This is a genomic window from Dickeya sp. Secpp 1600 (assembly GCF_003049805.1).
GTDB classification, from domain to species: Bacteria; Pseudomonadota; Gammaproteobacteria; order Enterobacterales; family Enterobacteriaceae; genus Dickeya; species Dickeya fangzhongdai.
In genome coordinates this window covers 5003504-5019237 of the sequence record NZ_CP023484.1, presented here as the reverse complement: position 1 = coordinate 5019237, position 15734 = coordinate 5003504, and the positions used below count along the sequence as shown (strand labels likewise).

Here is a 15734-nt window from a genome sequence, read left to right as displayed (position 1 = left end):
CTGGATTGTAGTTTAAGTAGCAACTGTAAGATTTCTTGTGGAGAAAAAAGCCCATCCGAAGATGGGCTGAAAAGTTTCCACGGCAACAAAAATAAACATAAACAGAAAACGGTTATCGGACGGCAATGTGAACATCATTTTCTTCGTCCTGCCGTCCAAGCGCAGGTATTACACGCTGTAGTACAGTTCGAACTCAACCGGGTGCGGCGTCATGCGAACACGGTCGTTTTCAGCGATACGCAGTTCGATGTAAGCATCGATCGCGTCGTCGGTGAATACGCCGCCACGGGTCAGGAACTCGCGGTCTGCATTCAGGGCATTCAGCGCTTCTTCCAGAGAGCCGGCTACGGTCGGGATCTCTTTCGCTTCTTCCGGCGGCAGATCGTACAGGTTCTTGTCCATGGCATCGCCCGGGTGAATCTTGTTGATGATGCCGTCCAGGCCGGCCATCAGCAGTGCGGCGAAGCACAGGTACGGGTTGGCGGCTGGGTCCGGGAAGCGCACTTCGATACGGCGTGCTTTCGGGCTGGACACCACCGGGATACGGATAGACGCCGAGCGGTTACGGGCAGAGTAGGCCAGCATAACCGGCGCTTCGTAACCCGGAACCAGACGCTTGTAGGAGTTGGTGGTCGGGTTGGACAGCGCGTTGATGGCTTTAGCGTGTTTGATCACACCGCCGATGTAGTACAGCGCGGTTTCGGACAGACCGCCGTATTTGTCGCCGGAGAACAGGTTGGCGCCGTCTTTGGCCAGAGACATGTGGCAGTGCATACCGGAACCGTTATCGCCGAACATCGGTTTCGGCATGAAGGTTGCGGTTTTGCCGAAGGCGTGCGCCACGTTGTGCACGACATATTTGTAGATCTGGATTTCGTCGGCTTTCTTGGTCATGGTGTTGAAGCGGGTTGCCACTTCGTTCTGACCAGCGGTCGCTACTTCGTGGTGGTGAGCTTCAACCACCAGACCCATCTGCTCCATGGTCAGACACATGGCGGAGCGCAGATCCTGCGCAGAATCTACCGGCGGAACCGGGAAGTAACCGCCTTTTACTGCCGGACGGTGGCCTTTGTTGCCGCCTTCGTATTTGGTGCTGGAGTTCCAGGCGCCTTCGATGTCGTCGATAGCAACATGAGAACCGGAGATGCTGCTGCCGAAACGAACGTCGTCAAACAGGAAGAATTCCGGCTCAGGCCCGAACAGTACGGTGTCGGCGATGCCGGAAGAACGCAGGAAGTCTTCTGCGCGCTTGGCGATGGAGCGTGGGTCGCGGTCATAGCCCTGCATGGTGCCCGGTTCCAGAATGTCACAACGGATGATCAGGGTCGGTTCTTCGAAGAACGGATCCAGAACCGCAGTAGTCGCGTCCGGCATTAACACCATGTCGGATTCGTTGATGCCTTTCCAGCCGCCAATCGAGGAACCATCAAACATTTTGCCGTCTTCGAAGAAGTCAGCATCAACCTGGTGGGCCGGAATGGTGACGTGCTGTTCTTTACCTTTGGTGTCCGTGAAGCGAAGGTCAACAAACTTCACCTCATGTTCATTCAGCATCGTCAAAACGTGTTCTACTGACATACTTGGTTCTCCCGATTGTGTCATTTATCGTCGTGGAACGAATATCGTTGTGGAATGATGTTGTTACCGTACAGAGGTTATAGCTAAAACTGTGCCAACTTTTATGAATAGTTCTAACAGGCATTCCTGCTGGTTTTTTGTGTCCTCCTCCACTGCACCAAGATAGTTAACCGCACCAATATAGTGCACCATATTGGTGTGATTGCACCTAATTGGTGCTCTCTCGTTTAAGGAGTGCTGCTTTATTGCACCGTGAAAGGGATCACAGACCCGGCATCAGCAGGTTGTTTGTGGAAGATGATTGTGATCTTGTTCAGTCGCTCGATTAATACGTGTACAATAGCGCGCTATTTCTAAAATGCCTGAGGCAAAGCTGTGATCGAAAATTTGCGTAACATCGCTATTATTGCGCACGTTGACCATGGAAAAACCACCCTGGTTGACAAGCTGCTGCAACAGTCCGGTACGTTGGGTGAGCGTAACGAAGCCACCGAACGTGTTATGGACTCCAATGATTTGGAAAAAGAGCGCGGAATTACCATCCTCGCCAAAAACACCGCCATCAACTGGAACGACTACCGCATCAATATCGTGGATACCCCGGGACACGCCGACTTCGGCGGCGAGGTAGAACGAGTGATGTCCATGGTGGACTCTGTACTGCTGCTGGTAGACGCGATGGACGGTCCGATGCCGCAGACGCGTTTCGTGACCCAAAAAGCTTTTGCCTATGGCCTGAAGCCGATCGTTGTCATTAATAAGGTTGACCGCCCCGGCGCGCGTCCTGACTGGGTTGTCGATCAGGTCTTCGACCTGTTTGTGAACCTGGGCGCCACCGATGAGCAACTGGACTTCCCGATCGTTTATGCGTCCGCGCTGAACGGCATCGCCGGTCTGGATCATAACGACATGGCGGAAGACATGACTCCGCTGTTCGAAGCCATCGTGAAGCACGTTGAAGCGCCAAACGTTGACCTTAACGGTCCGTTCCAGATGCAGATCTCCCAGCTGGACTACAACAACTATGTTGGCGTTATCGGCATCGGCCGCATCAAACGCGGCGTGGTGAAACCGAACCAGCAGGTCAGCATCATCGACAGCGAAGGCAAAGTACGTAACGGTAAAGTAAACCAGGTGCTGGGCCACTTGGGCCTGCAGCGTATTGAAAGTACACTGGCTGAAGCTGGCGACATCATCGCGATCACCGGCCTGGGCGAGCTGAACATTTCCGACACCATCTGCGACACTTCCTGCGTGGAAGCGTTGCCGGCGCTGTCGGTGGATGAGCCGACCGTTACCATGTATTTCTGCGTTAACACCTCGCCGTTCTGCGGCAAGGAAGGCAAATACGTAACGTCCCGCCAGATTCTGGACCGCCTGCGCAAAGAGCTGGTGCACAACGTGGCGCTGCGTGTAGAAGAAACGGAAGACCCGGACGCGTTCCGCGTATCCGGTCGTGGTGAACTGCACCTGTCCGTTCTGATCGAGAACATGCGCCGTGAAGGTTTCGAACTGGCGGTATCTCGTCCGAAAGTTATCTTCCGCACCATTGACGGCCGCCGTCAGGAGCCGTTCGAGCAGGTGACCGTGGATATCGAAGAGCAGCATCAAGGCTCGGTGATGGAAGCGTTGGGTCTGCGCAAAGGCGAAATGCGTGACATGATTCCGGACGGCAAAGGTCGCGTTCGTCTGGATTACGTGATTCCAAGCCGTGGTCTGATCGGCTTCCGTACCGAATTCATGACCATGACCTCCGGTACCGGTCTGCTGTACTCCACGTTCAGCCACTACGATGACATTCGTCCGGGTGAAATCGGCCAGCGTCAGAACGGCGTACTGATCTCCAACGGTCAGGGTAAAGCTGTCGCCTATGCGCTGTTCAGTCTGCAGGAGCGCGGCAAGCTGTTCCTGGGCCACGGCGCTGAAGTGTATGAAGGCCAGATCATCGGTATTCATACCCGTTCCAACGACCTGACGGTTAACTGCCTGACCGGTAAGAAGCTGACCAACATGCGCGCTTCCGGTACTGACGAAGCTACCGTACTGGTGCCGCCGGTGAAAATGTCGCTGGAGCAGGCTCTGGAGTTCATCGATGACGACGAACTGGTTGAAGTTACGCCGACCTCTATCCGTCTGCGTAAACGTCACCTGACGGAAAACGATCGTCGCCGCGCCAGCCGCAGCGCCAAGGAAGAATAATTCACTGTTTTTCGGTGATATATACCCAAACAATTTGAGTTGCAGGACGGCGGCAAGTGAGTGAATCCCGATGAGCTTACTCAGGTAAGTGATTCAGGTGAACGAGCGTAGCCAACGCACCTGCAACTTGAGACGGGTATATAAGGTGGAATACGGTATTTGACCGTGCTGCCTTGCGATAAGGCCCCATTTTGGGGCCTTTATTTTTTTCTGCGCGTCCGGTATTCGCTCCGGACCGAATCTGCACCATTTTTGACCTTATTATGATCCTGCTTATCCTCCCTATTCAGCACGGATTTTTCTCGCTACAGTGAAAACCCTGGTGGCCAATCTGGAGGACGCATGCTGTATATCTTTGATTTGGGTAATGTGGTTATAGATATTGATTTCAATCGTGTTTTGGGGGTGTGGAGCAATCTGAGCGGCGCGCCGCTGGCGACCCTGCGTGAACGTTTTGTTCTGGGACATACCTTTGAACAACATGAGCGCGGTGAAATCAGCGATGAGGAATTTGCGTCGCGCTTGAGTCATGAGCTGGGAATGACGCTCAGTTTTGAGCAGTTCTCGACCGGTTGGCAGGCAATTTTCATAGGTGTACGCAAAGATGTGATCGATATCATGCATCGTTTGCGGCAGGAAGGGCATCGCGTGGTAATACTCTCCAATACCAATCGCTTGCACTGTCAATTCTGGCCGGACGAATACCCGGAGGTTCAGCAAGCCGTGGACCGGCTTTATCTGTCGCAGGATATCGGCCAGCGTAAACCGGAGGCGACGATTTACCACCATGTTCTGCGTGAAGAAGGCGTTGACGCCCATGACGCGCTCTTTTTTGACGACAATGCCGCCAATGTGGACGCGGCGAATGCATTAGGCATCCGCTCCATTCTGGTTAGCGATCGGCAGGTCGTGCCGGATTTTTTTGCCAGCCAGGTTTTTAAGCAGGAGTCGTAAGGTCGTTATGATCGCATTAATTCAGCGGGTATCCGGCGCGAGTGTGACGGTAGAGGGCGCGGTAATCGGGGAAATCGATCATGGACTGCTGGTATTGCTGGGCGTAGAGCAAGGCGATGACGAGCAGAAAGCGGCTCGTTTATGCGAAAAGGTGATCGGCTATCGGATTTTCAGCGATGACAACGGCAAGATGAATCTGAACGTTCAGCAAGCCGGCGGCAGTTTGCTGGTGGTGTCGCAGTTTACGCTGGCGGCGGATACGCAAAAGGGCATGCGCCCCAGCTTTTCCCGCGGCGCGGCGCCCGCCGAAGCCGACCGGTTGTACCAGTATTTTGTCGGCCAGTGCCGTGAGCGCGGGCTAACGACTGAAACCGGTCGTTTTGCCGCGGACATGAAAGTATCTCTGGTAAATGATGGGCCTGTAACTTTCTGGTTGCAGGTCTAAGCTGCAATTAAGCATGCGTTGAGAGGGGCGGTTATGTATTACCTGAGAGTGCCTGAAAGCGCCGAAGAGCTGGATGCTTATTACCAGTTCCGCTGGGAAATGTTGCGTAAACCGCTGCATCAGCCGCTCGGTTCCGAACGGGATGCCTATGATGCGCTGGCGCACCATCAAACCATTGTCGATGGGCACGGCAAGCTGGTCGCGGTGGGTCGTCTCTCTATTAATGCTGATAATGAAGCCTCGATCCGCTTTCTGGCGGTGCATCCCGACGTACAGCGCAAGGGTCTGGGAACGCTAATGGCGATGGCGCTGGAGTCGGTCGCGCGCCAGGAAGGGGTGAAACGAGTGGTGTGCAGCGCTCGCGAGGATGCAATGGCGTTCTTTTCCCGCCTTGGCTTTGTCAATCAGGGGGAAATCACCACGCCGATGACCACGCCGGTGCGCCACTTTTTGATGATTAAACCGGTGGCGACGCTGGATGATATTCTGCATCGCCCGGACTGGTGTGGGCAGTTGCAACAGGCGTGGTACAACCACATTCCTCTCAGCGAAAAAATGGGTGTGCGCATCAGTCAGTACACCGGGCAGAAATTTATTACCACTATGCCGGAGGCGGGGAACCAGAACCCGCATCATACTTTGTTCGCTGGCAGCATGTTCTCGCTGGCGACGCTTACCGGGTGGGGATTGATCTGGTTGCTGCTGCGTGAGCGGCAGCTGGGCGGCACCATTATTCTGGCGGATGCGCATATCCGCTACAGCACGCCGGTGACCGGTCGCCCCAGCGCGGTGGCGGATTTAGGGTCGTTGAGCGGCGATTTGGATCGGCTGGCGCGCGGGCGCAAAGCGCGGGTGCAGTTGCAGGTGGAGCTGTTTGGCAATGATAAAAAAGGCGCGGTGTTTGAAGGTGTCTACATTGTGCTGCCGCCGGATCCGAATGAATTGCTGGAACAGGGCGGTTCTGCCATTCGCTAGTCCTGAAACCGGATATGCAACAGCCACCATGACGGTGGCTGTTTGTTTTATGTCGTCCTGTGCTTAAGGCTGTGTGGCTGGCGCGGGTGCTGCCTGCGGGGTCGACGTGGCGGGCGCGCTGTCTGCCACCGTTCCCTGATGCATTGCCTGGCTGATGGCGTGTCCGGCGCTGTCAATGCCTTGCAGCGTGCCGTTGAGCGTCGGTCTAAGCGGGCTTGTCGCTTCCAGCCGGCCGTTCAGGTGTAACTGCAGGTTGGTGTTGCCGGTGGGCGCGGTGGCCGGGGCAGGCCAGCCCCAGCGGGTCAGGACATCGAACGCTACGGCTTTGCCGGTCAGATCCAGCGTAAAAGTTCGAGCCGGCTGTTGTGCAATCACCGCTTTGGCTTCCAGCAAACCGCTCTGGGTGAAGGCGCTCAGGTCCGTCAGCGTGATTTGGTTGTCATTGGCGTTCAGCGCCAGCGACGGGCGGCGCACATCGACTTTGTTGAAGGTGGCGTCACTGGCGTTCAGGTTCAGCGCGCCTTGCCACACGCCCCACTGGTGGTTGCGCACCAGCAACAGATTGCTGCCGAAGCCGTCCAGCGCGGTAAGCTGGAATGGAAACGCCGGATTGATATCGATCAGCAGGTTATGGTTGGCGCTGAATTTCCGAAGCTCCACTTCCGCCAGCCAGTCGGGCAGCGTCTGCTGCCAGCGTTGACGCCAGTCCGCCGGCAGCGTGTATTCCATGCCGGCCACCACCAGTTCATCCAGCGTCAGCCGCTGGCTGCTGCGTAGCCAGTTGCCGCTGGTGCGCAGCAGTCCGCCTTCCCAACGGGTAGAGAACTGTTTGATGTTCACGCCCTGTTTCGACAAATCCAGACTGACGATCGGGTCGACCAGATGCATGTTGCCGTTGACGATATCGGTGGCGTTGAATGACAGCGAGCCGTCGTCGCTCTGCCAGTCGTTCTGTCGAAAGGTCACGTTTTGCAGGGTGACGTCCAGATCGGTGAACGCCCAGTTTTGCCCTTCGATACGGGCATCTATCAGGTCGAAGCGATTGACGGCTACTGCTGGCAGGCGAGTCACCGGTTGCCAGAAATCCGCCATCGACTGCCGGGTTTGCAACCGGACATTACTCAGCCGCAGGTTATTGACAAGCCAACTGCCGTCCTCCGCACGGGAAGCACTGCCCGTCAGCTCGCCTCGCGCCACATCGGCGCCGAAGTTTTCCAGCGTCAGTTGCTGGTTATTAAACTGCCCTTGCACCAATACCTTGCTGGCCGGCAGGTCGTTGAGGAGCAGAGAGTGCGCGCTGAGCTGAAACGCCGCCTTTTTACCCAGTAGATAGCCGGGTTCCGGCTGCCACGGGGTAATGCCGCCCGTCACCTGTTCGCCTCTCAATCGCCAGTCGCCATCCTGCGCATGCAACGCCATGGCTTTCAGTTGCAGAACATCGGCTTCAATCGGCAGCGTAAAACCGGTCTGACCCAGATTGAGGGTGCCGCCTTCCAGCATCAGGCTGGAAAAATGGCGCGGATCGGTAATCTGGCGCACGCTGAATCCTGCGGATACGCTTTGCGCGACCAGGGTAACGGGCTGGTTTTTATGGCCGAAGCTGACGTCCAGTAATTGAATGCGCCCAGGGGAGGACCAGTCATGCGCCATCTTTCTGAATGACACCTGGTATTCGCTACGTTGATTAACCCATTGACTGATATGCCTGGCACCCCATTCAGTCTGGGCCAGTACGTACAACACCACTACAGCCAGCAGCGCCAGTAACAGCAGTGTGAGAAGAAGTTTCCCGATAAGTTTCATTGCTCAAGTCCGCGCCAGTCGCAAGGGATGATCGTGTTATGCCGTAATTATCCAGTCGTCTCAACAGGTAACTTATTACAGACAATAAATAAGGGCCGATGTTACACCATCGGCCCTTATTATCACGTAAGACGAAAAATTTCTGGAAGCGCGGCTTACTCTTTTTCGTGAGGAAAGACCAGATTCAACACAATCGCTGTGATACCGCCCGCAGCAATGCCCGACGACAGCAGCGTTTTCAGCCATTCCGGCGCGAACTGCAGAATCAGCGGCTGCTGGGAAACGCCCAGACCGACGGCCAACGACAGCGCGATGATCATGATGGCGCGGCGGTTGAGCGGCTCGCGGGACACAATACGCACCCCGGATGCGGCGATGGTGCCGAACATCACGATGGTCGCGCCGCCCAGCACCGGTTCAGGAATGTGCTGCACAAAACCGCTCACCGCCGGGAACAGGCCCAGCACGATCAGCATCAGCGCCACCACGAAACCCACATACCGACTGGCAACGCCGGTCAGCTGAATCACGCCGTTGTTCTGACCGAAGCAGGAGTTGGGGAAGGTATTGAACACCGCGGACAGGCAGGAGTTCAGGCCATTGGCCAGCACGCCGCCTTTCAGGCGCTTCATGTACAGCGGGCCGCTGACCGGCTGTTCAGACACGTCGGAGGTAGCGGTGATGTCGCCGATGGTTTCCAGCGAAGTTACCATGAACACCAGCATCAGCGGGATTAGCAGATTCCAGTCAAAGCCAAGACCGTAGTACAACGGCGTCGGCACGTTAATCAGCGCCTGGCTGGACGTACCGGCGCTTTCCGGCAGCATACCCATCAGCCAGGCGGCCAGATAACCAACGGCCATCGCGATCACCAGCGATGCTACGCGCAGGTAAGGATTGCGCTGGCGATTCAGGAGGATGATCATCACCAGCACGACGGCCGCCAGCAGCAGGTTCTTCGGCGCGCCAAAGGTATGGTTGCTCATGGCGGCAAAACCGCCGCCGATTGAGGTCAGGCCGACCTGAATCAGCGACAGGCCGATGATCATGACGACGATGCCGGAAACCAGCGGCGTGATGATACGACGCGCCAGATGCAGCACACGCGACAGCAGGATTTCCGTGCAGGAAGCGACCATCAGGGTACCGAACAACGCCGCCATCATCGTCGGTACATCCGCACCGCCGTTTTTCAGCGCCATGCCGCCCATAATCAGCGGGGTGACGAAGTTGAAGCTGGTACCCTGAATGGACAGCAGGCCGGAACCAACCGGCCCCCAGGTCTTGATTTGCAGAATGGATGCCAGGCCGGAAGCGAACAGCGACATGCTGATGATGTGCTGGGTATCCTGCGCCGGCAAGCCCAATGCCTGACAGATCAGCAGCGCCGGGGTAATCACCGCGACAAACATCGCCAACAGGTGCTGGCAGGCGGCAAACAGGGTTTGCGGTAAAGGAGGCCGGTCCTCCAGACGGTAAATCAGCTCGCTGTGTGCCGGGGTGGCGGCATCGGCCTGAGGTAGCTCAGTGGTGGAAAGACTCATGATATGGCGGCGCTCCTGAACGGCAAAAGCGCATTTTAATCATCTTCTCTGTAAAAGCAATCGTTTGCGGAATGCGGTTTTCTTATTGCCGGAATACGCCGGGCTAGAATACCTTGTTAACCATAGGGATAAATGCAAGCCCGAGACGAGGCGACGGGAACCACGATGCCGGTCGTCCTCAGGCGTTGGTATAACGGGTGCGTTCCGGCAACCAGCGGTCGATCAACGCTCTGGCGTGTTCCGGGTAGTGCTCATGGATATGACGCGACACCCGCTGAACCTGCGGAATTAATGCCTGATCCCGCAACAAATCCGCCACCCTGAAGGCGGCGTTGCCGGTCTGACGGGTACCCAGCAGCTCGCCCGGCCCCCGGATTTCCAGATCGCGCTGGGCGATCACGAAACCGTCGTTGCTGTCGCGCAGAACCTGTAGCCGTATCTGAGCCGTTTTACTCAGCGGCGTTTTGTACAGCAGCACGCAGTGGGAGGCGACCGCGCCGCGGCCGACACGGCCGCGCAGCTGGTGCAATTGCGCCAGACCGAGTCGCTCCGGGTTTTCGATGATCATCAGGCTGGCGTTCGGCACATCCACCCCGACTTCAATCACCGTGGTGGCGACCAACAGGTGCAACTGATTGGTTTTGAACGCCTTCATGACGGCCTGCTTTTCCTGTGCTTTCATCCGGCCGTGCACCAGCCCGATAGTGAGGTCGGGCAACGCTGCTTTCAGCTCCTGACAGGTGGCTTCGGCCGCCTGCGCCTCCAGCAGCTCGGACTCTTCGATCAGGGTGCAGACCCAGTACGCCTGACGCCCTTCCTGCAGGCAGGCGTTGCGCACCCGCTGGATGATGTCATCGCGCCGGGTATCCGGAATGGCGACAGTGGTAACCGGCGTGCGGCCCGGCGGCAGTTCATCGATCACCGAGGTGTCCAGATCGGCATAGGCGGTCATCGCCAGCGTACGGGGGATGGGGGTGGCGGTCATGATCAACTGGTGAGGATGGAACCCCTGCTCTTCGCCTTTTTCCCACAGCGCCAGCCGCTGATGCACGCCAAAGCGATGTTGTTCGTCGATGATCACCAGCGCCAGACCGTTAAACTGCACCTGTTGCTGAAAAATGGCATGGGTACCAATCACCATTGATACCTGCCCGCTGGCGATAGCCTCTTGCTGGGCCTGCCGCGCCTTGCCTTTTTGCTTGCCCGCCAGCCAGCCGACTTCGATGCCCAGCGGCTCGAACCAGCGGCGGAAGTTGGCGGCGTGCTGCTCAGCCAGCAGTTCGGTGGGCGCCATCAGCGCCACCTGTTTGCCGTGAGCGATGGCCCGCAACGCTGTCAGCGCCGCCACCAGCGTTTTACCGGAACCCACATCGCCCTGCACCAGACGCATCATCGGAAACGACCTGTTCATATCCTGTTCGATTTCCGCCACCACCCGCTGTTGCGCGCCGGTGGGGCTGAACGGCAGGGCGGCCAGCAACTGCTGTTTCAGGTTGTCTTTAGGTTCAAGCGCCAGTGCATGATGGCGTTGCGCGCCGGCTCGCACCGCCAGCATGCTCAGGTGGTGGGCCAGCAGCTCTTCCATCACCAGCCGTTGCTGGGCCGGATGTTTGCCTTGCTCCAGTTCAGCCAGTTGTACATCCGGCGGTGGGCGGTGCAAGGTTCGCAATGCATCCGGCAGGCTGATCAACCCGTGGCGCATCTCTTGAGGCAGCAGTTCGTCAATCGGGTGGGTATTCAGCAACTCCAGCGCCTGATCGGTCAGTTTGCGCAGCGTCGCCTGCCGTATGCCTTCGGTGGTGGGGTACACCGGCGTCAGCGTTTCCTGCAGTTCGACCGCGGTGCTTTCGCCTTGTACCCGGTATTCCGGATGGATCATTTCGCCGCCCAGCTTGCCGCGTCGTACTTCGCCATACGCCAGCACGCGCTGGCCCGGCGACAGGCTGTTTTTCATGGCTGCGTTGAAATTGAAGAAGCGCAGCGTCAGCATGCCGCTGCCGTCGCTGATCTGGCAGGTCAACATCCGGCGGCGACCGAAGCTGATATCGCTGCGCAGTACTTCGGCTTCTACGGTGGCGTACATGCCTGGCAGCACATCGTTAATCAGGTAAAGGTGGGTGCGGTCTTCATAACGCAACGGCAGGTGCAACAGCAGATCCTGCACCGTTTCCAGACCGAGACGGGCCAGTTTTTCCGCCTGGCTGGCCCCGACGCCGGCAAGGGTGCTCAACGGCTGGGTATGCAGCAGGCGGCTGTCCATTATTGCTCCGTGGATTGCATCGCCGCCCACCAGGGCGCGTCGGCAATCACCTGACCGGTGTGGTCAATGAATGGTCGCGGCAGCCCTTTGCGTCTGGCGACGCGGGCCAGTACCGGGTAACCGCCTTCAAACAGCAGGCGCTGCTGTTCTTCCTCATCCAGCGGACTGTGTTCGCGCCGGTACATTCCGGCCAACTGACGCTGGCGCTGCGCTTCGTACAGAATCAAGGCGGATGCCACCGAGACATTCAGGGATTGCACCATACCGATCATCGGAATGATGATGTCCTGATCGGCGAGTGCCAGCGCATCGGCGGAGATGCCGGTTTTTTCCTGCCCGAGCAGAATGCAGGTGGGGCGGGTGTAATCCACTTCACGGAAATCGACCGCGCTGGCGGACAGATTGGTCGCCAGAATTTGCATCCCCTGCGTTTTCAGGTGGCTGGCCGCATCCTGAACGGTACGGTGGGTTTTGACCTGCACCCAACTGTTGCTGCCCGCAGCGGTGGACACCAGGGTCCTCATGCGGTTGGTGGGCCACACGGCGTGCACCTGATGCACGCCGACCGCATCGGCGGTACGAATAACGGCGGATACGTTGTGAGGCTTGTGCACCTGCTCCATGCACACGGTCAGGTCGGGCTGACGGTTGTTAAGCATTTCGCGGATGCGTGTATAACGTTCTGGGGTCATAACAGGCTAATTTCGGTTACGGTTGACTTTAATCACGTCCGGCATCACGCGGATCTTGCGCATGATATTCGCAAGATGAATACGGTCGCGCGTCGTAAGACGGATAAAGGCGCTGTACACCCGGCCATCCCGTTCTTCGGTATTAATGCTTTGAATATTGGAGTTTGACGCGCTGATCGCCGCCGTCAGGTTGGCCAGCGCCCCCTGATGGTTGAACATGTCGACCTTGATTTCCGTCATGAATTCCTGCTCGGTCACCTCATCCCACTCCACCGCCATGAATTTCTCTGGCTCTTTCTGGTAGCCACGGATGTTGCGGCAGGACTCATGATGAATCACCAGCCCTTTGCCGGGGCTGACGTGTGCGATGATCGGATCGCCGGGAATCGGGCGGCAGCACTTGGCGAAAGTGATCAGTACCCCGTCGGCGCCCTTGATAGGCAGTTTGCGGATACCGGCGGCGCCGGTTTCGGCGTGTTCTTCCAGCAGATTGCGCGCCACCACCACGCTCATGGCGTTGCCCAGACCGATTTCCGCCAGCAGGTCGTCCAGTGAGGCGAGCTTCATGCGCTCCAGCTCCCGCTGAATATTCTGTTCCGGAATGTCGGACAGTTTACGGCCGCTGCCCAGCGCGTGATTAATCAGACGGCGCCCCAGACTGACGGAGTCGTCACGTTTGAGGTTTTTCAGCATCTGACGGATTTTGGCGCGGGCTTTGGAACTGACCACGAAGTTGAGCCAGGCGGCGTTCGGGCGGGCGCCCGGCGCGGTGATGATTTCGATCGTCTGCCCGCTGGACAAAGCCTGAGACAGCGGATACGGCTGGCGGTCGACGCGGGCGCCGACGCAGGCGTGGCCGATATCGGTGTGGACCGCATAGGCGAAGTCCACCGGCGTCGCGCCGGCAGGCAGCTCGACGATGCGACCTTCCGGCGTGAACACGTAAATTTCGTCCGGGAACAGGTCGGATTTGACGCTTTCGATGAATTCGAACGAGCTGCCGGCGCTCTGCTGTAGCTCCAGCAGGCTTTGCATCCAGCGCTGGGCGCGCACCTGCGCCGTAGTGCTGCTGCTTTCGCCTTCTTTGTAAGCCCAGTGCGCAGCAACCCCCATTTCCGCCATCTGGTCCATGTCCTCGGTGCGGATCTGGACTTCAACCGGCACGCCGTGCGGCCCGATGAGGGAAGTGTGGAGCGACTGATAGCCGTTGGCCTTGGGAATGGCGATATAGTCTTTCACCCGACCGGGGCGCGGCTTGTACAGGCTGTGTACCTGTCCCAGCACGCGATAACAGGTATCCACTTCCCGGACGATCACCCGAAAGGCATAGATATCCATAATCGAGTGAAAGCGCTGCTCTTTCAGGTGCATCTTGCAGTAAATGGAGTACAGATGCTTTTCGCGGCCGCTGACGCGACAGCTGATGCCGGCTTCCTTCAGGCGCCCTTCAATCTCGGAAAGGATCTTCTGAATCATCTCTTTGCGATTGCCGCGGGCGGCTTTCACCACTTCTTTGATGACTCGATAACGGTTGGGGTAGAGCGCTTCGAATCCCAGCTCTTCCAGCTCGGTTTTCAGATGATGAATACCGAGACGATGTGCGAGCGGGCTGTAGATTTCCAGCGTTTCCCGGGCGATGCGTCGGCGCTTGTCCGGACGCAGCGATCCCAGCGTACGCATATTGTGGGTGCGGTCGGCCAGTTTGATCAGAATGACGCGGATATCCTGCACCATCGCCATGATCATCTTGCGGAAGTTTTCCGCCTGCGCCTCTTTCTTGTCGCGGAATTTCAGCTTATCCAGCTTGGAAACGCCTTCCACCAGTTCGGCCACGCTTTTGCCGAACAGCTGTTCCATATCCTGATAGGTGGCGGGCGTATCTTCGATGACGTCATGCAACAGGGCGGCCATCAGCGTTTCATAGTCGAGACGCATTTCGGCCAGAATGCAGGCCACCGCCACTGGATGGGTGATATAAGGCTCACCGCTGGAGCGTGTCTGGCCCTCGTGAGCATCACGTGCAACAAGATAAGCCTGCTTGAGGCGCTTTATCTGGTCTTCCGGCAGATAACGCTGAATCAGCAGATTGAGGCTTTCAAACAGATACAAGGGCGACTCGCGACCGAATTCGAATTAACGACGACCTTCAGCGATAGCGGTAACCGCCTGGATTTCCGCTGCTTCCTGCTCCTGCTGCTCCTGACGTTCGCGGGTATCCAGAATCTGGCCGTTGATCAGGCCTTCTTCGATCTCGCGCAGAGCGATAACGGTGTACTTGTCGTTTTCTTCCGGAACCAGCGGCTCTTTGCCACCCACCTGGATCTGACGGGCGCGACGAGCGGCGACCAACACCAGGTCAAAACGGTTACCAATTTTTTCTACAGCGTCCTGAACAGTTACGCGTGCCATAGTGTGTACTCCAGTGGGGAAATAAAATGACTGGGCATCATACTGAAAGAGCCGTCAGTCTGCCAATAGTTTGGTGATTAAAGCGTCATGTCGAACTTTCTGACGGCTCAGACGCAGGCGCTCGGCGCGAATGATGGTTTTCAGATCCAGCAGCGCCAGATCGAAATCATCATTCACAATCAGATAATCGTATTCGGCGTAATGACTCATTTCCGCCACCGCCTGTTTCATCCGGCGGGCGATGACCTCTTCACTGTCCTGACCACGACCGCGCAGGCGTCGCTCCAGTTCTTCCTGTGAAGGCGGCAGAATAAAGATGCTGCGGGCTTGCGGCATACGCTCACGGATCTGACGGGCGCCCTGCCAGTCGATATCCAGAAAGACATCGACGCCGGTAGATAACACCTGCTCGATAGCCGCGCGGGACGTTCCGTAATAATTGCCGAAAACTTCGGCATATTCCAGAAAGTCGTCCTCTTCAATCATACGTTTGAATTCATCTACCGGCACGAAAAAGTAGTGTTCGCCGTGGACTTCGCCGGGCCGCATGGCGCGGGTGGTGTGCGAAATGGAAACCTGGGTGTCATACAGCGGCTGCGTTTTCAGCAATGCCTGAATCAAACTGGATTTCCCCGCACCGCTGGGGGCGGAAACAATGTATAACGTGCCTTGAGCCATAGTGAATTCTGTGTCTGATAAAGATGAAAGGAGAGATGCGGCCAGTCGCGCATTTTCCCGCATTATACACGCCGCTGTGTGAACCGTCGCGTGGTGAAACACAGCCTGACTCTCCGCCAGCTGTCTGTCATCCCGTCTCTTTTCATTTTGCGAACCACTTTCCTGCTTTTATATCGGTTGCTGCAACCGGCGCGATG

Annotated in this window: 12 protein-coding genes; 4 read left to right on the top strand and 8 right to left on the bottom strand. The window is 57.2% G+C overall.

The features are described from left to right. Positions 1 to 168: 168 nt before the first annotated feature. Positions 169 to 1578 carry a glutamate--ammonia ligase gene (glnA, locus tag CPA59_RS22370; protein ID WP_038917344.1) on the bottom strand — a complete coding sequence of 470 codons (1410 nt, stop codon included), beginning with the start codon at positions 1576 to 1578 and terminating at the stop codon, positions 169 to 171. Positions 1579 to 1953: 375 nt separating this feature from the next. Between glnA and typA the strand changes: the two genes are divergently transcribed. The 4 genes from typA (at position 1954) to fabY (ending at position 6151) form a co-directional block, all read left to right on the top strand. Next, positions 1954 to 3777, top strand: coding sequence for a ribosome-dependent GTPase TypA (gene typA, locus CPA59_RS22365; RefSeq protein WP_038664160.1), 1824 nt, complete (start codon positions 1954 to 1956; stop codon positions 3775 to 3777). Between the two features lie 342 nt (positions 3778 to 4119). Then, positions 4120 to 4731 carry a glucose-1-phosphatase gene (yihX, locus tag CPA59_RS22360; RefSeq protein ID WP_038917345.1) on the top strand — a complete coding sequence of 204 codons (612 nt, stop codon included), beginning with the start codon at positions 4120 to 4122 and terminating at the stop codon, positions 4729 to 4731. Positions 4732 to 4738: 7 nt separating this feature from the next. Continuing rightward, positions 4739 to 5176: a D-aminoacyl-tRNA deacylase gene (dtd, locus tag CPA59_RS22355; RefSeq protein WP_100850350.1), complete on the top strand. Its 438-nt coding sequence runs from the start codon at positions 4739 to 4741 to the stop codon at positions 5174 to 5176. Positions 5177 to 5209: 33 nt separating this feature from the next. Then, the gene (gene fabY / locus CPA59_RS22350) at positions 5210 to 6151 is read left to right on the top strand and encodes a fatty acid biosynthesis protein FabY (protein WP_038917348.1); all 942 of its coding nucleotides are present in this window, start codon (positions 5210 to 5212) and stop codon (positions 6149 to 6151) included. Between the two features lie 63 nt (positions 6152 to 6214). Here fabY and CPA59_RS22345 read toward each other — a convergent pair whose 3' ends face one another. The 7 genes from CPA59_RS22345 to gmk form a co-directional block, all read right to left on the bottom strand. Beyond that, positions 6215 to 7954: an AsmA family protein gene (locus CPA59_RS22345; protein ID WP_107760725.1), complete on the bottom strand. Its 1740-nt coding sequence runs from the start codon at positions 7952 to 7954 to the stop codon at positions 6215 to 6217. A 155-nt stretch (positions 7955 to 8109) separates the two neighbouring features. Beyond that, positions 8110 to 9498: an NCS2 family protein gene (locus CPA59_RS22340; protein ID WP_107760724.1), complete on the bottom strand. Its 1389-nt coding sequence runs from the start codon at positions 9496 to 9498 to the stop codon at positions 8110 to 8112. Positions 9499 to 9676: 178 nt separating this feature from the next. Then, the gene (gene recG, locus CPA59_RS22335) at positions 9677 to 11758 is read right to left on the bottom strand and encodes an ATP-dependent DNA helicase RecG (protein ID WP_107760723.1); all 2082 of its coding nucleotides are present in this window, start codon (positions 11756 to 11758) and stop codon (positions 9677 to 9679) included. Next, a complete protein-coding gene (trmH, locus tag CPA59_RS22330; protein WP_038917352.1) occupies positions 11758 to 12450 on the bottom strand; it encodes a tRNA (guanosine(18)-2'-O)-methyltransferase TrmH in 693 nt (230 codons plus the stop codon). Before trmH ends, recG begins: the two co-directional genes overlap by 1 nt. 6 nt (positions 12451 to 12456) lie before the next feature. Continuing rightward, complete coding sequence (gene spoT, locus CPA59_RS22325) at positions 12457 to 14559, bottom strand: bifunctional GTP diphosphokinase/guanosine-3',5'-bis pyrophosphate 3'-pyrophosphohydrolase (protein WP_038917353.1); 2103 nt, start codon at positions 14557 to 14559, stop codon at positions 12457 to 12459. A 24-nt stretch (positions 14560 to 14583) separates the two neighbouring features. Further along, on the bottom strand, positions 14584 to 14859 hold the full coding sequence (rpoZ, locus tag CPA59_RS22320; protein ID WP_013315745.1) for a DNA-directed RNA polymerase subunit omega: 276 nt from the start codon (positions 14857 to 14859) through the stop codon (positions 14584 to 14586). A 54-nt stretch (positions 14860 to 14913) separates the two neighbouring features. Beyond that, on the bottom strand, positions 14914 to 15537 hold the full coding sequence (gene gmk, locus CPA59_RS22315; RefSeq protein WP_013315746.1) for a guanylate kinase: 624 nt from the start codon (positions 15535 to 15537) through the stop codon (positions 14914 to 14916). Positions 15538 to 15734: the final 197 nt, after the last annotated feature.